A 22,275-nucleotide genomic window follows, 5' to 3' on the forward strand; every position below is an offset into this window, starting at 1 on the left:
TCACCTCTTCCCATCCCGAACAGAGTAGTTAAGCCCGCCTGCGCAGATGGTACTGCAGTTTTGTGGGAGAGTATGTCGTCGCCTTTCTTTGAAAACCCTATCCTAATCAGATAGGGTTTTTTGTTTTATACTGTCTTGTCCTGATACAGAATGTTGAAATTGAGAATTTCAAAATTAAAGGAGAAGTTATTCAAAAGGACAAAGACCATAATTATATTATAAAATATTTTGTCCAAAATATTAACCTTAAATAAGGTAAGAGTAAAATTTATCTAAACCATTACCAATTTTTATAAGCCAAGATTGCGTTTTCTTAAGCGCAATCTTGGCTTTGTTTTTTATAATTATTGGTGAGTTTATTTCTGTTGTAAATGGTTTTAATTAAGTGTTTTACAGTGGAAAAATAAATTGTAAAATTTAACTGTGTTTTTAATGAAATAAATTTAAAAATGGGTGATAGTTTATGCAGAATGGTTGATAATTAGTATTCAGGGAGAATTCATGTAGGTATTTTTGATTGTAGATAAATAAAGAGAATTGAATTCTATTAATCAAATTAAAAGCCTATGGGGAAACAAAAAAAGATTAAGTGATATGTAATTCCTATTGATTGCATATCAAAATGGGATGATTAAAAACAAATTCAATTCAATCACAATGATTTGGAAAATAACCGAAACCACAAAAAAATAAATTATGAATTTATATTTAAAAACCAACCAATGAAAAATTCTAATCTAATAAATATTGACAAAAACTTTACTTTACCCCTGCCTGTTGAGATTGTCGCTACAGATGAAACAGCGAATGAAAAAATATATAATTTGTTCAATGCTATAGTCGTTATTCTGTTACTGTTTTTTCCTTTTATAAAAGCTGAGGCCCAAACAGGATTGATAAATGATGATTTTTCCACCGGAGCTACCTACAACTGGGTTGCAGCCACAGCAGGATCTACCGGGCAAATTGTAAATGGAAAATATAATGTGAACTTTCCGGCACCAGCAGGAGGAAAATACCGTGCAGACTTCAAAAAAAATGGAGGTATAACTTTTCATGCCGGAAGTTACCCTATTATTGCCATTAAGATTAATAAACCACCGCGTTGTAATTATTTCTTTGATACTAATTTAGGATCTTATAATGGTGTTAATAACAATGGGACTAAGATTATTACTGAAACCGGTAACGTTTTTTATTGGGATCTTTCAACCGGTAAATTGGGTAACACCACGATTTCAACTTCGCAGCCAACTACCTTGTCTTCATTTCAACTTAAAATTGCGGATATTGTCTTAACAGATGAAGAAATTGCTGCAAATAAAACTAATTATCAGGTGGACTGGGTCAAGAGTTTTGCTTCGGTAGATGCACTCCGTGCTTTTTTAAATCCTTCCGGAACGACTAATCCTCAATTTGAATTCAGCGGTACTTTTGTTCATCCCGGTTTGCTTCATAATGCGGCTGACCTTAACAGGATTAAGGATTTAGTAGCTCAGCAGGCGGGTCGTCCGTACCAGAGTTTTCAGGCTTTGGTTGCTTCGGGTAAAGCCTCTGCTACTTATGTTGTGAAAGGTCCTTATACTGCGCTTACAAGAGACCCTTCTATCACAGTTGGTGGGGTAGTGGGAGGAACAGTTAAAAATAATGTAGAAAGCGATTTTCTGGCGGCCTATTACAATGCATTAATGTATAAAATTAATGGTAATGAGGCACATGCTTTAAAAGCCATTCAGATATTAGATGCTTATTCTGCTACCACAACATCAATCGTTGGTGGTGATGCTGAGCTGAATGGCTTGTACGGATTTATGTTTGTTAATGCGGCTGAGATCATGCGTTCTGTTTATCCATCATGGCCGGCAGCCAAAGTTTTGCAGTGTCAAAATATGCTGAAGTCTGTTTTTTATCCTGTAATAGGGAATTTTAAGCCTTGTGCTCATGGTAATTGGGACATCATTTGTATGAAAGCCTTAATGGGAATTGCCATTTTTACCGAAGATGTTGCTATGTTCAATAAAACGGTAAACTACTATTATTACGGAGAAGGTAATGGAAGTATTAAAAACTATGTACTTACCGATACAGGTCAATTACAGGAAAGTAATCGAGATCAGCCTCATACGATGCTGGCTTTAGGTTCTCTTGCTGAATTGGCAGAAATGGCCTTAAAACAAGGTGTGGATTTATACTCTGCTAATAATAATGCCATTATGAGAGGTTACGAATACACTTCTCAATATAATTTAGGACAGGATGTTCCTTATCAAACCAGTTATGATTATTGCGAAAAAAATTACCAGGACTATACTCCAACCGCTATTTCTGCAAATGGTCGTGGTCAGTTAAGACCTGTGTTTGAAATTGCTTATAATCATTATGTGTATCGAAAAGGTTTGACTATGCCTCAAACAATGGCTGTATTAGGAAGAATGGGAGCTGAAGGAGCACCTGTTGGAGCGGATAACCCGGGTTATGGATCTTTATTGTTTTATTTGAATTCGTCCAATGATTATCCATTTGTAAATCAGGGATTAATTGATGATAATTTTACCACTTCAACAGGAACGTGGAAAGCGGTAACGACAGGATCAGTTGCTACTGCTGAAGACGGGCAATTAAAGATTACTACAGTAATTCAATCGAATGGAAAAGGAAGGGGAGATATGCAGAATAACATTACAACGGTTCATTCTGGTAATTATCCAATTTTAGCCATCAAGATGAAGAAACCTGTTAGTTGCAATTTTACTTTTGATACTAATTTAGGTAGTTATGGTAATGCTGCTAACAAATGGACAGGGAAAGTAGGAGATGAGATTTATTATTATGATATTTCTAAAACAGGTTTTGGTGCAACGCCTACTATGTTGTCAGCTACTGCTGCTACAACATTTTCAACTTTTCAATTTAAAGTAGCCGATATTGCCTCTGGTGAAACAAGCTATACTGTGGATTGGGTTAAAACGGTTAAAACAGTAGCAGAGCTTACAGCCTTTGATCCTACAACTGGTCTGATTAATGATAATTTTTCGACAACAACAGATGGATGGAACGTTGCTACCAGTGGTGCTAATTCCTTTGCCGATAACGGCCATTTACGAGTAGGTCTTGTCAAACAAACCAATGGATCTTATCGTGGAGATATCAAACGTACCGCTGGTGCAACATTGTATCCTGCCAATTATCCTATTGTAGCCATTAAATTGAAAAAGCCAATAGTTGCCAATATTATTTTAGATTCTAATTTAGGTTCTTTCGGTAATGGTAGTAACAAATGGACAGGCAAAGTGGGGAATGATATTTATTACTTTGATCTTTCTAAAACGGGTTTTGGTTCAAGTGGTATATTAACTACTCCAACCGCTTTAACAACTTTTCAATTTAAAATAGCTGATATTACATCAGGCGAAACGGATTATCAGGTGGATTGGGTTAAATCCGTGAAAACTGTGGCAGAGTTGCAGGCTTTGGTTGCTCCGGCTTATCAAACAATAACTTTTGCTGCTATAGACGTTATGAAAGTGGGAATGGCCGATTTTGGCTCAGCTGTATCCAGCTCAGGACTACCAGTAACTTTGTTAAGTTCTAATTCAGCTGTAGCAACTATAGTAAATGGAAAAATACATATTGTAGGATCGGGAACTTCCGAGATCTCAGCTACCCAAGCCGGAGATGCTAATTATTATGCTGCCGATGTAGTGAAACGAAATCTTGTTGTGGTTAAAAACGATCAGAATATTACGTTTAATAGCTTATCTGCAAAAACAATAGGGGATGCAGATTTTGATGGTGGTGCTATTGCAAGTTCAGGATTATTATTGAATTATACCAGTTCTAATCCGGCTGTAGCAACTATTGTTGATGGAAAAATACATCTTGTTGGAGTTGGAACAGCAACAATTACAGCTTCACAGACAGGAAATGAAATCTACAATGCTGCAATTTCAGTTACACAACCGCTAACTGTAAATAAGACATTTTATGTAGATGCAGATAAGGATGGTTTTGGATCAACTATAACTGCTTTGCTTGCTGTTAATGATGCTCCTGAAGGATATGCTACTAACAATACCGACTGTAATGATAACGATGCGACTGTTCATCAGCCAATTCAATATTATGTAGATGCTGATAAGGATGGATTTGGTTCAACTACAACGGTAATGTTATGTTCATCAATAGCACCTGAAGGATATGCAATTAATAATACTGATTGTGATGATACTAAAATATTGTATGCTGATGATGATGGTGACGGACTCGGAGCTGGATTTCCAACTGCTTGCGGTGTAGAAAACAATAATGACTGTGATGACACTAATCCGGTTCAATTGACCGCAACGATTCCTGATGTGTATGCGCTTAATTCGGCGGTAGATGAGAAGAATACTATTTATATTGGTTATGGAACCCCGTCGCTTACTATTGCTGCAACTCCATCCGGAGGTACAGCACCTTATACATATCAATGGAATGTAAGTACAAACCAAAACAAGCAAAGTGTTTCAGTGTCAGCAGCGGGAACCTATACTGTGGTAATAACTGATGCTAAAGATTGTCAGACAACAGCTTCTATTGTTATTAAAACACTCAATGTACAATGTGGCAATTCGGGTGACAAAGTGATGGTTTGCCATAATAACCAAGCAATTTGTGTGAGTTCAAGCTCAGTTCAGGCACATTTGAATCACGGAGATAAGTTAGGTTCATGCACAGTTGCCGGTAAACAAACCAGTAAAAATTTAATTACTGATGAAGATATAACAGAAGCTGTTGTAGTTTACCCTAATCCTGTTAGTAGTGATTTGAATATAAAAGTAAACGAAGTGCATACTGCTGCAAAATTAGAGTTGTTCAATGCCTTAGGAATTAAGCTTCGTTCTCAAGCTTTGATAAATACTTTGGAAGTAATGCCTTTGGAAGGATTAGCTACGGGAATTTATTCATTGTATATTACAAATGGAACTGAAATTACCGTGAAGAAAATTATTAAAGAATAACGTTATTTATTAAGTTATAAGCCGGCTACTTTTTTACAGAGTAGCCGGCTTTATTATTTATAGAAATTGATTTTTTAAAATAATGATTTGTTGAATTTTGTTAAGATTATGTATTTAATATAAAAAGGCAACAAAACAGAGGGTTTTCGATTGTTTATGGTTTATAATTTATAGAAAATGAACCATAATTTATCTTTAAAAACAGAGATTCTTAGTAATATTGAAAAACGGTTCAAGCTGTTTTATCCTATTCTAAAGACGGTGTATGCAGAGTGAATTTATAATAGAAATACAGGTTTGGTTGACTTGTAATTAGTGTGTTTATGATGTCAAAAACAGTTGCTGAATTGGTTACTCAGTAACTGTTTTTTAGAATTAAATAAGAACACAAATTGAAACTTAGATAAATGATTCTTGTATTTTTAGAACGAATTTAAACGTTTCAAAAATAGGGATGAAACAATACAAATTTTGGTTAGTTTGTAATTAGTTTGATTACTGTAGTATAGTTGCCAAAAATTACTTTGGCAACTGCTAATCAAATTTTCTGTAACTTGATAAAATAAAAAGAAATTAATATGCAAAATAAAATTCTGGTACTTCTTTTTCTATTGCTTTCAATAAGTAATGTGAAATCTCAAAATCTGCCTGTACCTCAAAATGTTGGGACACAGCATCCGCGTGTTTTTGGGAAAGAGATGTCTTTGAACCAGGTGAAACAATTGGTGCAAAAAGAAGATTGGGCTGCAGCTATTATTACAAAAACCAAAAATAATTTAGCACCTTATATTACTCATTACAAAACAGATAAAAGCTGGTTAGTTTCCCGACTTCAGATGTATTGGAAAACTAAAGCAACTCAGGTTTATATAAAAGGAGGAATTTATGATCATGCTGACGGGGAAGCACCAGTACCTACTGTTAAATTTATAGGAGGACGAGGAACACCTACAAATTATAAACATCCTAAATTAGTGGATGTTAAACCCTATATGGACGATCCAAGAGGATTGTATCTCCAAAACAAATCGACAAATGTATGGGAATGGGCACCAATACCTGCTACAAGTGGAATTTTAGGGGCTATTAACAGAGAGATTATGAGTATTGCCAGAGATGCTGCATTTATGTATTGGTTTACTGGCGAACAAGTGTATGGTGATTTGGCCTATTCCGTTTTGGATACTTATTTAGAAGGAATTTATTATCGTAAAGAACCAATCGATTTGAGTCGTGGTCACCATCAAACCTTGGTAGGTTATGCAGGTTTTGAAGTTATTCAAGAGCATATTTTGAATGAAATTAGTCAGGGGTACGATTTTCTTTATGGGTATATCGAAAAACAGCACCCTGAAAGATTGGATTTGTATGCTCAAACTTTGCAAAAATGGGCCGATTTAATCATCAAGAACGGAGTGAGTTTCAATAATTGGAATTTACTCGAGGCAGCTCACATTTCCCACATTGCATTGGTTTTAGAAAATAATTCGGTTTATAAAAACGCTAAAGGAGCCCAATATTATTTAGATCAAATCATGAATCAAACTTCTACCAGACAATGGTCGATGAATAAATTAATTGATTATGGTTATGATAAAAAAACGGGAGTCTGGAATGAAAGTCCGGGATATTCAATGAACGTTCTCGCTGATTTTATCTCTTTCGCTGAGTTTTATGACCGCAATTTTGATATCGATTTGTTAAAAGAAATGCCAATATTGAAACAAGCGGTAAAGTCAAGTGTACAATACCTTTATCCTAATAAATACATGGTTTCTTTTGGTGATGGACATTATAAAAAATTGCGTAGCGAACCCATTCTTTACATGATTGAAAATGCTCAAAAATATGGCAAAAAAGAAGACGAGGAGTATTTTACCCGAATGTATAAAACCATTTATGATGATAGTGCAACCGAAGGGAAATTTATAGGTAAAAATATTCAGGATCTTTTTGCAGAGAAAGCATTGACATTTGACAAAAATTGTGTTGCCGGAAAATTAACAGATTATACGAATCCGTTGTTTTATGTACCTCATAACAGTTGGTTGGTACAGCGTCAGGGCGAAGGAGATTCTGCTTTAATGATTAGTCAGATTGGTTCATTGGGAAATCACATGCACTCTAACGGAATTGCAATGGAATTGTATGGTAAGGGATTACCATTAGCTCCGGAAATGGGACACGGTTCCAGTTATTTCTCGATAGAGTATGCCGAATATTACACGCAATTTCCAGCCCATAATACTGTGATTGTAAATGGGAAATCCAAATATCCGGAGATGAAAAGCAATCATGCTTTTGAAGTAAATGCGGCTTATCCTAAAAGTGGAGCGAATGAAGGATTTGTTTCTGGAATCACTTTTTCGGATGTTTCTTTTTTGGAGCCGGAAACCAATAGCAATCAACGGAGAATAATGGGAATAGTAAAGAATGGTACTGAAGAAGGCTATTATATAGACATTTTTCGTTCTACGCAAAATAAAGGAGATAATGTAAAAAATGAATATTTCTATCACAATCTGGGGCAAAATTTAGAATTGACAACATCAGATGAAACTCCATTAGATTTAAAACCTACTACAAAATTAGCCTTTGGTGATGGCGATTTGATGGCTTATGATTATATGTGGGATAAAAAATCAATCGAAACCAGTCAGGATTTTAAAGGGAAATTTAATCTAGCCTTAAAAGACAAAACAGTAAACATGAACCTGTGGATGCAGGGTCAGGCAGATAGAGAAATATTCTCGGTTCTTTCACCAAAATCAACTGCTTTGAGTCATGGTTTGTTACCGGATGATATTAATAATAGTCCAATACCAACATTGGTTGTAAGGCAAAATGGAGAAGCATGGAATCGACCATTTGTGGCTGTTTATGAGCCTGCTTTGAATAATGCAACGAATATTCAATCGGTGGATTATTTTGGAAAAAATGAGTTTGTGGGGATTCATGTGACCAATAAATCTGGCAAAGAAGATTTTATTTTTTCGAATACTAATGCTGATACAAAATTAACAGAACAACAATTTTCGGTAACGGGAACTTATGCTGTCATCAGTAAAAAAGCGGCTGATTTCACACTCTTCTTAGGTAATGGAAAAAATATTTCAAATGGAAATTATACCGTTGATTTAGGAAACGAAATTGCTTCATCAGTATTAAAAAGCGAAAATGGAACAATCTCTTTCAGTGCTGATACACCATCAACGCTGACAGTTTCAGTAGAAGAAAGAATCAAGAACGTTACTTTGACCGATGCAGCAGGAGTTATATACAAAGGGAATTACAACAAGAAAGAAAAAACGCTAAGTTTTAAATTGCCGGCAATGAGCTATCAAACGATTAAAATAGCCGTGAAATAATGAAGGTGTTTGTTAATACATATTTCAGATTTTATGTAATTCTGATATTGTGTGGGTTGACAATGGGGTGCAGTAATTTATCCAAACAAACCCAACAACGCAAAAATAATAGCGGATATGATTTTTCAGTTGTTGAGCATAAGATTCAAACTTGGATGGACAGCAGTTATTATTCTGGGGCATCAATTATAATTGTGAAAAATGATACTGTTGTTTATGAAAATATTTTTGGAAATTATAATAAAGATACCCAGGTGTTTATTGCCTCAGCTGGCAAATGGTTAGCTGCAGCTACGATAGCCTCAGTTGTTGAAAAAACAAGTCTTTCATGGGATGATAAGGTGAAAAAATGGCTTCCGGAATTTAAGGATGTAAAAGGAGAAGCCACTTTAAGACAGCTTTTTTCGCATACTTCCGGTTTTCCGGATTATCAACCTAAAGATTCGGTTACAGATAATTATCAAACATTGGAAGAATCGGTAAAACACATCGTTAATTTACCGGCCGATGCACAACCAGGAACTTCTTTTCATTATGGAGGATTAGCAATGCAGCTAGCCGGAAGAATGGCTGAATTGGCAACTGGGAAAGATTTTGAAACTATTTTTCAGGAGAATATTGCTATGCCTTTGGGGATGAAAAACACCCATTTTGTGCCAGTGGATGATAGTGGCGGGCATAGTCCCATGCTTGGAGGTGGTGCTAAAAGTACACTTTATGATTATGCTCATTTTTTGGAAATGATTAGTCATGATGGAAATTACAAATGGAAACAAATTTTAAAAAAAGAGTCAGTAGCAGCAATGCAAACAGACCAAGTGGGAAATGCCAAAATTGTTGATCCTGAATATGTAAAAAAGGTGCGAGTCGAAAACCATAATGGTGTTTATGGACTCGGTGAATGGAGAGAAGAATTGGACGCAATAGGCAATGCAGTATTAATTAGTAGTCCAAGTTGGGCGGGTGCTTATCCCTGGATTGATAAAACAACCAATACCTATGGCTTTTTTTTGACTCATGTAAATGTAGAAAAGGCTAATAAAGCCGGTTTTTCATCTTTCTATAACAGTCCAGTTTTGCCGATAATGGTTCGGGATGTGTATAAAAATAAGGCTTTGCCTAAGGAGGTAAAGACTGGCTTTATAAATGTTGGAGGTGCAAAATTGTATTATGAGGAATTGGGAAAAGGAGAGCCCCTAATTTTTATTCATGGTCATTCTTTCGATCATAGTGAATGGGATCCTCAGTTTTTTGAATTTGCAAAAAAGTACAGGGTTATCCGATATGATTGTAGAGGATATGGTTATTCGGATAAACCCAAAGAAGATTTAGCCTTTTTGCATGCAGAGGATCTTTTAAAGTTAATGAACAAGCTTAAAATTAAAAAAGCACATTTGGTCGGACTGTCGATGGGAGGTTTTATCGCTACAGATTTTCTGGCTTTACATCAAAACCGACTTTTATCAGTAACAGCAGCTAGTGGTGATATTTTTCCGGTTTCCGGACCATCTGAACCTTGGACAAAAGAACAATTGGCTGTTCGAAGAGCAGAAATAGAAAAAGTGAAGCAAAAAGGAACGATGAATCAAAAATGGGATTGGTTAAATGCTTTGATGCGTAACGGAGGAACTAATTTAGAAGGAATAAGAAGAGCTGTTTGGGATATGATTTACAAATGGGATCAATGGCAACCACTTCATGCAGAGCCTCGTCTGGTTTTAGGTAATGATGCAGTTTCCATTTTAAAGAAACAAAAAATAACCGTTCCGGTAATGGTTCTAACAGCTGAAGCCGATAAAAATCGTGTCAATCAATTATTGGCTTGTGTCCCAACTGCTGTACAAGTTTTGGTTCCAAATGCGGGGCATGTTAGTAATCTTGAAAATCCGGTTGATTTTAATCGATTGGTTATAGAATTTTTAAAAAACAAATAAAAGAAACAATGGTATTTAAAGAAAAATTTTGGTCACTAATTACAATGCTACTATTTGTATTTTGTGGAACATTTAAAATGTTAGCTCAGGAATTAGTGGTTTATAAAACAACTGAGGATATTTTAAAAAGCATGCACAATGATGATTTTTCAGTAAAAGTAAGAAAGCCGGGTGGAGAATGGAAAGACTTATTTGAGTATGGTGTAAAAGTGGATCAGGTATTAGGAACTGGACATTCGGTACAAAAAGCTTCGATGGCTTCTTTTGATTTTTCAGGAACTGTGGAAGTTTCGGTGACTTCGAATAAAGGGGCAATAAACAAAGCCAGAATAAGACCCTTGTCTTATGGGATAGAACCACAAATAAATGGGAACACCTTGAGTTTTTCGTTATCCAATCCTGCAAATTTATCAGTAGAAATCAACGATGATATTTTTCATAACCTCCATTTATTTGCAAACCCAATTGAAAAAAATGCTCCTAAGCCAAAAGATCGCAATGTGATTTATTTTGGCCCCGGAATTCATGAAATACCCAATCAAAAATTAAAAGTAGCTTCTAATAAAACCATCTATTTGGCTGGTGGAGCTGTTTTGAAAGGACAAATTGCATTAGATAGTGTTTCCAATGTAAATATATTAGGCAGAGGAATGGTGGATCAGGAAATCAGACTTGGAATACATATAGCCAATTCTAAAAATGTGAATGTTGAAGGCGTTTTTGCTTCACAGTGTTTAGCCGGCGGATCTGACGGCGTAAAAATCAACAATGTTAAAACCATTAGTTTTTTTGGCTGGGGAGATGGCATGAACGTAATGGCAAGTAACAATGTTTTTTATGATAGTGTTTTTATCCGCTCTTCTGATGACTGTACCACGGTGTATGGGACTCGAAAAGGATTTTTAGGTGGGTGTAGGAATATTGCAATGCAAAATTCAACACTTTGGGCAGATGTCGGCCATCCTATTTTGATAGGTACACATGGAAATAGTGAAAAACCGGATGTTCTTGAAAATTTGAAATATACTAACATTGATATTTTAGATCAAAAAGAGATGCAGGTGGATTATCAGGGCTGTCTGGGCATTAATGTGGGAGATAATAATCTGGCTAAAAATGTACTCTTTGAAAATATAAGGGTAGAAGATTTCAGGGAAGGGCAATTGCTTAACTTGAGAGTATATTATAATACTAAATATTGTACTGCACCGGGTTTAGGTATCGAAGACGTGGTTTTTCGTAATGTAAAGTACAATGGTAAAAATGCCAACTTATCTATAATAGCAGGCTATAATGAACAAAGGAAAATTAAGAATGTAAGCTTTGAAAACCTGATGATAAATGGCGTTTTGATATATGATGAAATGAATGGAAAACCCAAATGGTATAAAACGGCAGACATGGCTCGATTCTTTGTCGGAGAACATGTAGAGGGCGTTTCTTTTAAAATTAAATAAATAAGATAATGAAAATACGTTCCAAATTAAGTGTTATTCTAGGCAGTTTTTTTGTTCTGGGATATGCCTCCGGATGTTCAGTAAAAAACAAATTCAAGGGAATTAATATTGAGGTGAAAAATAATCTGGATTTCAACCGTAAGGAAATTGTAGGTATTCCAAGCGGTAAATTAGCGGGTTTATTAAAAAATACTTCAGAGAAAAATGTTCGTATTAAAATTCAGGGAGCTAAAGATTATTTAAGAACCCAATGGATTGATTATAATAATGATGGCGTAGGAGATGAATTGCTTTTTGAAGTGGATGTTAAAGCCAATAGTGTAGCAAATTATTCGATAGTTTCCGATACTGCGAAAGTTCCTGAAAGTAAGGTAAGAACTTATTCCCGTTTTGTTCCGGAGCGTATTGATGATTATGCCTGGGAGAACAACAAAGTAGCTTTTAGGGCTTATGGACCTACAGCACAGCAATTGGTAGAGCAACACAAAGAAGGTGGTACACTTTCCAGTGGTATTGATCTTTGGCTTAAAAAAGTAGATTATTCTATTATTGATAGCTGGTACAAAAAAAATGTAGAAAGTCCGGGATATTACCACATCGAACACGGTGAGGGCTATGATCCCTATCATGTAGGAGCCAGCCGGGGTAACGGTGGAGCAGGAATTTGGGAAAATGACAGTTTACAGGTAGCTAAAAATTATATCAGTTATAAAACAATTGCAACAGGACCACTACGTACGGTTTTTGAATTGACTTATGCACCCTGGAGTAGTTATGGAGTTCAGGAAACCAAAAGGATTTCATTGGATTTGGATTCCAATTTTTCAAAATTTGAAATTAGCCTTCGTTCAGATAAAAAGATACCAAATTATACACTGGGAATTACGCTGCATGAGAAGAAAGGCGAAGTCAATATCAACAAAATTAACGGATGGTTTCGTCATTGGGAACCCATAGATAGTTCTTTTGTAGGCGAAGGTATCGTTGTTAATCCTGAAGTGGTAAACACAGCTTTTGCTAATGATTCTAAAACGCCGGACCAAAGTAATTTGTTAATAGTCACTAATCCTGCAGCTAAACTGACTTATTATGCCGGTTTTGCATGGACAGGAAGCGGACAGGTTTCAGATGTTACCCAATGGGACGAAATGCTTGCCAAGCAGGCAAAAATTATTGCTAATCCTTTATCAGTTATAATTAAATAATGAAAAGAAGAGCATTTATAGAACAAATTAGTTTAGGAGGAGCAGCAATGATGTTGCTTCCTTCTGGATTTTCTTTTGCCTCTACTAAGCCATTAGATTCAGCTGAATTGGCTGAATTTGATATGTTCTTTAAAAATCCACCTAATTCTTCTAAACCATGGGTTTTTTGGCAATGGATGAACGGAAACATTTCCAAAGAAGGTATTACGCTCGATTTGGAGGCCATGCAGCGTATGGGAATTGGTGGTGCTTTGTGTTTCAATAATGCAGTAGGAATTCCTCGTGGAGCTGTAGATTATGCCAGCGAAGAATGGTTAGAAATGGTGCATTATGCTACAGCCGAATGCCAACGATTAGGAATGTTGTTGATGCTTCACAATGGAGCAGGATATTCCGGTTCAGGAGGTCCTTGGATAACTCCAGAAATGAGCATGCAACAATTGGTCTGGACAGAAAAACAAGTTAAAGACAGTAAAAATATAGCGGTTGATCTTTTGCAACCTCAGGCCAAAGAAGGGTATTATTGTGATGCCTATGTTTTAGCTTATCCATCATTATCTGTTGAAAATGGTACCATGCGGGAGCAATTGAACAAAATGTTTTTGGATGGAAAACAAATAGATAAAACTATTTTATTAGATCAGGATTCGAATTCTAAAATTAGAATGGAGCCTACTAAACAGGAATCAGCTGTTTTACTGTTGGAATTTAAGAGTCCGTTTGAAGCCAGATCGATAACGATTACCCGTAAACCGGAAGAACCCAAAGATTTATTTGATGGACCTAGGGATTATCCTCCGAAATTTATTTTGGAAGCTTCTGTGGATGGGATTTTGTATACTGAAGTTTGTACTTTTAATACACCTGAATTAAGGGAAATGGATACGCCTGCTATGCAGAATTTTGAGGCAGTAAAGGCAAAATATTTCAGATTGTTGACTAAAGAAGCTACTTGGTTGTCCTCAATTGAATTGAGTTCAGGGCCAAGATTAGCCGGGTGGCCGGGTAAAGCCAATTGGACACATGGAAGTCCAGTAGCCAATCAACCTGAAGTTGAGCAGGGATTACTGATTCATCCCGAACAGGTAATTGATGTAACCTCTTTTCTGACGAAAGAAGGGCGTTTGCATTGGAATGCACCAAAAAAGACCAATTGGACTCTTGTCAGAATCGGACACACCACAACGGGGGAAATGCCTGCGGCTCATCCGGATTCAGCTGCCGGATTGGAAGTGGATAAATTTAGTATAGACGCGGTGAATTTTCATTATGAAAAATTTCTGTCCAAAATTATTAAAAAATTAGACCCTTATACAGGAAAGGCTTTTCAAGGTTTTACCACTGATTCATGGGAGGCAGGGAAACAAAACTGGTCGTTACAATTGCCGGAAGAGTTCCACAAAAAACGCGGCTATGAAATAGGAGCTTGGCTATTGACGATGACAGGAAGAATTGTAGGTTCTGTTGAAGAAAGTGAACGTTTCCTTTGGGATATGAATAAAACACAGGCAGAACTGCTTTCTGAAAATTATTATGGTCACATGCAAAAGCTATGTCATCAGCATAATCTACAGTACCATGCGGAATCTTATGGGGACGGAAATTTAGACAGTTTGCAGGCGGGACAGTATTTGGATGTTCCCATGGCAGAGTTTTGGACGCGATATATTTACGGAAGTGAAATGACTTCTAAACAGGCTGCTTCTATCGGACATGCTTATGGCAAAAAAGTTGTTGCTGCCGAGGCTTTCACAGGAATGCCGTTGACTAGTAAATGGACAGAATATCCGTATTCGCTTAAAGCGGAAGGGGATTTTTTCTATACGTTGGGAATTAACCGATTGGTTTTTCATGTTTTTGTGCATCAACCCTATACCACTGGATTTCCGGGGATGACCATGGGACCTTTCGGAACCCATTTCGACCGAAATAATACCTGGACAGAACAGGCTTATGGCTGGATTAACCATGTGAGAAGAGCACAGTATTTATTGCAACAAGGACTGTCCGTTGTAGATGTGTGCTATTTTAAGGGTGATGAAGCTGTTTCAGGAATTCCTGATTTGTATGCCAATGGTTATTTACCGGCAGGGTATCGAGGGGATGTAATTGGAAGAGATGCTTTGTTGACCCGATTTATGATTGACAACGGCAAAATAGTACTGCCTGATGGCATGCAATATAAAGTTTGCATACTCGCTAGTGTTAAAGGCTTAATGCCTGAAACAGCCCAAAGAATAAAGGAGTTGGTCGCTCAGGGAATGGTATTGATCGTACAGAATAAACCTGAAAAGTCTTTGGGACTTTTGAAAGGGGATTTAGTAGTACAAAATACCATAAATGAATTGTACGGTACACTTGATGGTGTTGCTGTGAAAAGAAGCACTTTTGGCAAAGGGAAATTGTTCTGGGGAATTCCGCTTAACGAAGTGTTCCAGGAATTAAATATAGAACAGGATTTTTATTATACCGCAGCACAACAAGATGCTACGATTCATTATACGCATAAAAAATTGGAGGACAAGGAGTTTTTCTTTGTGTCTAATCATAAACGAAGAAAAGAAGTAGTATCCTGCTCTTTTAGGATTTCAGGATTTGCTCCGGAACTTTGGGACAGTGAAACAGGAGATATTATTCAAGCGCCATTGTATGAGATAAAGGATGGACGAACCCATTTAACTTTAGAGTTTGAACCAGCCGGAGCTTATTTTGTGGTTTTCAGAAAGAAAATAACTGCATCAGGATTTGATGCTATTGCAAAAGATGGCCAGCTTTTATTATCTACTAAAGCTTTCGAAAAACCACAAGCGGGCAAATATAAAGAGGTAATTAACGATTTTGCCATCAGCTTCTGGGCCAAACCGGATACCTATGCCCACAATGGAAAGAGTATGTTTTTTCATCCTTTGGAAGGAGAAAAAGTATTTGGTAAAGGACATGCCACTTGCGGAATTAGTCTTGGCCAAAATGGAGTGAAAGTATATGAATGTGCTTCGGGTAAATCAACATTGGTTTTAGAATCACTAATGCCTATTGCAGGATGGACACATTTTGCATTGGCTTATAAAAATGGAAAACCACAGTTGTATATCAATGGAATTTTTGATAAAGAAGGAACAGCTTCACTGTATAAAGTACATCCAGGCATTGAGTCCATTCCGAATCCGAACCAATTTAGCAGTTATTTTGAAGGAAATGGCACCAAACCGGTTTTGCATCTAAGTAATGTTGAAAATAAAATACAATCAGAATATCAAAAAGGATTGCCCGATTTGGATTTAATCTCGCCGTTGATTTTTACCAATAAATCCAATACGTTCTTATTTACTCAAAATGGGGAATATGAATTTTCAGGAAAAAAGACAGCAAAAATTGTAATTAAGGATTGTAAACAACAACCCATTGAAACTAAATGGCAGGTTCAATTTTCAGGAAAAGCGGGAATCCCGAATCCTATTGAGTTGGATAAATTAAAATCATTGCGCTTTCATGATGATTTTGAAGTGAAGCATTTCTCGGGAACGGCGACCTATTTTAATTCGATACACTTGAAAAAAGCCGATTTTATCGAAGGAAGAAAATTGCTATTGGATTTAGGTAGAGTAGAGGTAATTGCCAAACTTTTTGTGAATGGGAAAGAAGTGTCTTTATTATGGAAAGAGCCTTATTGGGCTGACATTACCGCATTTGTGAAATCGGGAGAAAACGAGATAAGAATTGAGGTAACCAACTTATGGAGCAATCGATTAATCGGTGATGAATGGTTGCCAGCTGAAAATAAGTTTAGCAAACATAAATTCATAGAGAAATTACCAGATTGGTATGTTCATAATGGTAAGAAACCGGGAGACCGAAAAGCTTTTTCGGTCTGGAAAAATTTTGAAAGAACAGAGCCTTTATTAGAATCAGGACTTTTGGGGCCAGTGAAATTAAATTACGCAATGGAAAAAAAGATATGACATTCAGTAGGCTTTTAATGATGTTTAAATAGAATAAAAATATAGATGATTGATAAAAAATTTTTTTTTAGCGTTGGTATTTTAATTATTAGTGGATGTAGTTCTATTGATAAGAAGAATAGACTTGACATTTATCAAAATAAAAAAGGCTATTATATTTCCAAAGTTTGGCAATCAGACCGAGGTGATGGAACTTATACTAATCCCATTTTGTATACCGATTATTCCGATCCCGATGTGATTCGGGTAGGGAATGACTATTACATGACTGCCAGTAGTTTCAATTGTACTCCGGGTTTACCCATTTTGCATTCTAAAGATTTAGTGAATTGGCAGATTATCAATTATGCTTTGGACAAACAAATTCCTGAAGCAGTGTTTGATATTCCTCAACACAGTAAAGGAGTTTGGGCACCGGCGATACGTTTTCACAAAGGCGAATTTTATATTTATTGGGGCGATCCTGATTTTGGGGTTTACATGATTAAAACCAAAGATATTTATGGAAAATGGTCAAAACCAGTATTGGTAATGGCCGGAAAGGGAATCATTGATCCCTGTCCGTTTTGGGAGGGAGAGAATGCCTACTTGGTTCATGCCTGGGCTGGAAGTCGGGCAGGGATTAACAGCGTGCTTACTATTAATAAAATGAATCACGAAGGGACAGCTGTGTTGGATGAAGGGCAAAATGTATTTAATGCACACGATAAACATCATACCATGGAAGGGCCTAAATTGTATAAAAAAGAGGGCTATTATTACATTTTTGCTCCTGCTGGCGGAGTGGAAACAGGATGGCAGGTAGTTATGCGTTCCAAAAATATATACGGCCCTTATGAAGACAAAATTGTTTTGGAACAAGGCAGTACTGCTATCAATGGTCCGCATCAGGGAGCCTGGGTAACCACTCCGGATGATAATTCATGGTTTATTCATTTTCAGGATCAGGGAATTTACGGCCGTGTATTGCATTTGCAGCCTGTGCAGTGGAAAGATAATTGGCCTCTAATAGGGAAAGATTTAGACGGTAATGGAGTAGGTGAGCCAATACTTTCTGGTGCAAAACCCGTAATAGGGAAAAATTTACCGATAATACATCCGGTGGAAAGTGACGAATTTACAAACGGAAAACCGGGTTTACAATGGCAATGGTATGCTAATTCTTCTGTAAAATGGAGTGCCCAAATCCCGGGAACAGATTATTTGAGACTTTTTGCCATCAGTCAGAAAGAAGAACCTAATTTGTGGAACGTGCCTAATTTATTATTACAAAAATTACCGGCACCAAATTTTACTGCTACAACTAAAGTAAAATTGACAACCGAATGGCAAACTTCAGGCAAGAAAGCAGGCTTGTTGTTAATGGGAAAAACCTATACTTATTTGGCAATTGCTTTTCATGATAACCAATATTGGGTGCAACAAATAAGTTGTACCAATGCGAATAAAGGAACAGCAGAAAAAATAATAGCCGAAAAAGCTTTGGTTTCAAACGAAGTGCAGCTGCGTATGAAAATTACAGCTCCTAATGCTGGTTGCCGATTCAGTTACAGTGAAAATGGGACTGATTTTTTTGAAATAGGAGAAGAAGCTAAAGCTGAAAAAGATTTATGGATTTCGGCCAAAATAGGAATTTTTGCCATCAGTGAGCCCAATGTTAGAATGGGAGGTTATGCTGATTTTGACTGGTTTAGAATAACGAAATAAAAAACAAAAATGAAGACAAACAAATTTTATCACTTACTGGGATTATTCCTTTGTACGTTAGCTACTCAGGCGCAATTTATTCTTGAGGAAACTGTTCAAAAATTGAAGTCACCGGATGGGGCTTACGAGTTTACTTTTTATCAAAAAAAGAATCATTCCAATGATAAACAAATGTACTATACGCTTTCTTACAAAGGAAAATCGGTTGTATTGGAATCAGAATTGGGTGTTTTGATAGAAAATCAGACTTTCGAATCAGCTCTTGCAATACCCAATGATAGCTGTAAGGTTTGGGGAGAGAATTTGAATTTTATCGATGCTAAACGAAATACTACTAATGAAAGCTGGAGGCCGGTTTATGGTGAAAATTCGACTATTCGAAATAATTACAATGAGATGACCATCTCGTTTCGAAAAGGAGAAACTGTAAAGCAAGTTTCAACAGATGGTTACGATAAGAATAAAAGTTATTTTATGAACGTGATTGTTCGTTCTTACAATGAAGGAGTTGCTGTTCGATACCATTTTCCGGAACCAACGAATGGTTTGTTTCTTCATATTATAGGAGAACAAACGCAGTTTACCATGCCCGAAGGGACTTTGGCTTATTATGAACCTTGGGCACAGGGACCAATTTCATTACTTCCTTTAAAAGATTGGAAAGGGCAGAGCGAACGTCCGCTTACAATGAAATTAACCAATGGTTTAACTGTAGCCATTGCCGAAGCACAGATGACCGACTATGCCCGTATGAAATTCAGTCTCAATGCTGTAAAACCCAATACACTTCAGGCAACGCTTTACGGTAGTGTAGATGTAATTCCTGCTTATTTTACGCCTTGGCGTGTCATTATGGCTGCTGATAAAGGAACTGATTTAATCCTAAATAAAGATATTATTCTGAATTTGAATCCCGAAAATCAATTGAAGGATGTGTCATGGATTAAGCCGGGAAAAGTAATTCGAGTGGCCAAATTGACGCAGGCAGATGCCAAAAAATGTGTTGATTTTGCTACTGAACGCGGTTTGCAATACATTCATCTCGATGCGGGCTGGTATGGACCTGAAATGAAAATGAGTTCTGATGCTACTAAGGTTTCAGAAACAAAAGATATCAATATAGCTGAACTATCGGCTTATGCGGCTTCAAAAGGCATTGGGCTTTGGGTGTATGTAAACCAACGTGCTTTGATACAACAATTGGATTCCATTTTGCCTTTGTATAAAAAATGGGGGATTAAAGGAATTAAATTTGGTTTTGTGCAGGTAGGAAATCAACGCTGGTCGACCTGGTTGCATGAGGCGGTTAAAAAATGTGCAGAATATAATTTGATGGTGGATATTCATGATGAGTATCGCCCAACAGGTTTTAGCAGAACTTACCCTAATTTGATGACGCAGGAAGGAATTCGTGGCAACGAAGAAATGCCTGATGCCGATCATAATGCTATTTTACCTTTTACGCGTTTTTTGGCCGGAGCTGCCGATTATACCATTGCTTATTATAATAATCGTATTCAAAATACGCATGCGCATCAATTGGCTTTGTCGGTGGTTTATTATAGTCCAATTCAGTTTTTGTATTGGTACGACCAACCGTCAGCTTATCAGGGAGAACCGGAAATCGAATTTTTTGATAAGGTTAAAACAGTTTGGGATGAAACAAAAGTACTTAATGGAGAAGTGGGAGAATATGCAACTGTAGCGCGTAGAAGTGGTGCCGATTGGTTTGTGGGAGCGATTACCAATAAGCAAGCCCGAAAAGTAAGTATTCCAACCGCTTTTCTTGTAAAAGGGAAGAAATATATTGTGAAGTCTTTTCAAGATAATAATGCGATTCAAACCCGTACTAAGGTAGCGGTTTCAGAGCAAAAAATAAAAGGAGGACAAGTATTGACTTTTGATTTAAAAGCCAGTGGTGGTATAGCATTAATCATTTCTGAAGTTCCTAAAAACTAGCTTAGTTTAAGATGAAAAAGATAAATTATATACTTCTTTGTTTTAGTTTTTTTTGTCTCAGCAGTTATGCTCAGGTTTGGCAATGGAGCGTAAAGTTGAATAATACGATTTCTCCGGAAACCAATGATAATCCGCAAGCTTTTTTGTGGGTGCCAGAAAATTGTAAGCAAATTAAAGGGGTAGTGTTTGGACAACACAACATGATAGAAGAAGGGATGCTAGAAAATTCCTATTTCAGAAAAGTAATGACTGAACTTGGTTTTGCTGAGGTTTGGGTAACTCCTGTAGTTAGTTGGACTTATGATACCAGCAAAAATGAAGAAAAGATCATTGATGCAATGTTCAAATCATTGGCTGAGGTTTCGGGTTATCAGGAGTTGGCTTACGCACCGGTTGTTCCTATTGGGCATTCGGCAATGGCGAGTTTTCCCTGGAATTTTGCGGCTTTTAATCCGGATAGAACCCTTGCCTTGGTTTCTGTACACGGAGATGCACCCCAAAGTAATTTGACAGGAAGTGGTAAACCCAATCCTGATTGGGGCAATCGAAATATTGACGGAATTCCGTCGTTGTTTGTAATGGGAGAGTACGAATGGTGGGAGAAAAGGATACAGCCTGCTTATGCTTATATTGCAAAACATCCTGAGAGTGTAATTACCCTATTTGCCGATGCAGGACATGGTCATTTTGATTATTCGGATGGAATGGTTAAATATGTTGCAGATTACATTCGTGAAGCTGCTAAAAGGCGACTTCCTGCTAAAATGCCTTTGGCAAATTATCCAAATCTTAAAAAAGTAAAACCGGATTCGGGTTGGTTAATGGATAAATGGAGAAAGGATTCGGTTCCAAAATTCAAGCCTGCCCCTTTTAACCAATTTGTTGGTGATAGAAATACAGCTTCCTGGGTTTTTGATGAAAAAATAGCAAATGCAACCGAAGTTTTTTATGCTCAGGCCCGTGGAAAGAAAAAGCAGTATATTGGCTTTAAACAAAATGAGAAAATAGTAACGCCCGAAAAAACGCATGCTAATTTTCAGCTGAATTTCAAACCTTTAAATGACGGAATAAGTTTTGTAGTAGTCCCTTTTTTCTCGGATAGTTTAAGATTAAAACCAGTTAGTGATTTTGCCCAAACTAAACTTCTGATTGATCGGATTTGTGGTCCGGTGAAAAAAATAAACGATACCACTTTTCAAATTAGATTTGATAAACTGGGTTTCAATAATACAAAACGCAGTAATGATATTTGGCTTTTGACTCACAATAATGGCGATGTCATTTATAAAAGTGCTGTCCAACAACTGCATTTGCGATTTCCTATCGTTAACAAAGAAGGAAAACCACAAACGATTGATTTTTCTCCAATAGTTAATGTAAAAGCAGACGTAAGGACAATTGTGTTGAATGCCAAATCGAGTGCCGGAGCTAAAGTAAGTTATTATGTAAAAGAAGGACCTGCTTATGTGAAAGACAATAAACTGCATTTTACTAAAATTCCGCCAAGGTCAAAATTCCCGGTAAAAGTTTCTATCGTGGCTTGGCAATATGGAGTAGCAGGAACATTACAGTCAGCTCAGCCAGTCGAACAAAGCTTTTTTATTGTAAAATAACCGAATCCGAAATGATTTAAAGGAGCAGTTAATCTTAGTCAGATTAGCTGCTTTTTTGTTTTTAGGGACA

General features: G+C 36.7%; 9 protein-coding genes and 1 rRNA gene. All 10 read left to right on the forward strand.

Annotation, left to right across the window (positions count from 1 at the left end):
• Positions 1–87, forward strand: a 5S ribosomal RNA gene (gene rrf / locus FDM27_RS15775); the annotation flags it as partial.
• Between the two features lie 635 nt (positions 88–722).
• Positions 723–5,003, forward strand: a complete 4,281-nt coding sequence (locus tag FDM27_RS15780; protein WP_140487935.1) for a DUF4979 domain-containing protein — start codon at positions 723–725, stop codon at positions 5,001–5,003.
• Between the two features lie 578 nt (positions 5,004–5,581).
• Positions 5,582–8,371, forward strand: coding sequence for a heparinase II/III family protein (locus FDM27_RS15785; RefSeq protein WP_140487937.1), 2,790 nt, complete (start codon positions 5,582–5,584; stop codon positions 8,369–8,371).
• Positions 8,372–8,433: 62 nt separating this feature from the next.
• Positions 8,434–10,305: an alpha/beta fold hydrolase gene (locus FDM27_RS15790; protein WP_140487939.1), complete on the forward strand. Its 1,872-nt coding sequence runs from the start codon at positions 8,434–8,436 to the stop codon at positions 10,303–10,305.
• Between the two features lie 44 nt (positions 10,306–10,349).
• Complete coding sequence (locus FDM27_RS15795) at positions 10,350–11,762, forward strand: glycosyl hydrolase family 28 protein (protein ID WP_140487976.1); 1,413 nt, start codon at positions 10,350–10,352, stop codon at positions 11,760–11,762.
• 8 nt (positions 11,763–11,770) lie between these two features.
• The gene (locus tag FDM27_RS15800) at positions 11,771–12,967 is read left to right on the forward strand and encodes a DUF4861 family protein (RefSeq protein ID WP_140487941.1); all 1,197 of its coding nucleotides are present in this window, start codon (positions 11,771–11,773) and stop codon (positions 12,965–12,967) included.
• Positions 12,967–16,926: a glycosyl hydrolase gene (locus FDM27_RS15805; protein WP_140487943.1), complete on the forward strand. Its 3,960-nt coding sequence runs from the start codon at positions 12,967–12,969 to the stop codon at positions 16,924–16,926. The genes FDM27_RS15800 and FDM27_RS15805 overlap by 1 nt, the downstream gene beginning before the upstream one ends.
• A gap of 45 nt (positions 16,927–16,971) precedes the next feature.
• Complete coding sequence (locus FDM27_RS15810) at positions 16,972–18,633, forward strand: glycoside hydrolase 43 family protein (protein WP_140487946.1); 1,662 nt, start codon at positions 16,972–16,974, stop codon at positions 18,631–18,633.
• Between the two features lie 9 nt (positions 18,634–18,642).
• Complete coding sequence (locus FDM27_RS15815; protein ID WP_140487947.1) at positions 18,643–20,592, forward strand: glycoside hydrolase family 97 protein; 1,950 nt, start codon at positions 18,643–18,645, stop codon at positions 20,590–20,592.
• An 11-nt stretch (positions 20,593–20,603) separates the two neighbouring features.
• On the forward strand, positions 20,604–22,205 hold the full coding sequence (locus tag FDM27_RS15820; protein WP_140487948.1) for a hypothetical protein: 1,602 nt from the start codon (positions 20,604–20,606) through the stop codon (positions 22,203–22,205).
• Positions 22,206–22,275 lie beyond the last annotated feature (70 nt).

This window comes from Flavobacterium sp. GSA192, assembly GCF_006386525.1.
Taxonomy (GTDB): Bacteria; Bacteroidota; Bacteroidia; order Flavobacteriales; family Flavobacteriaceae; genus Flavobacterium; species Flavobacterium commune.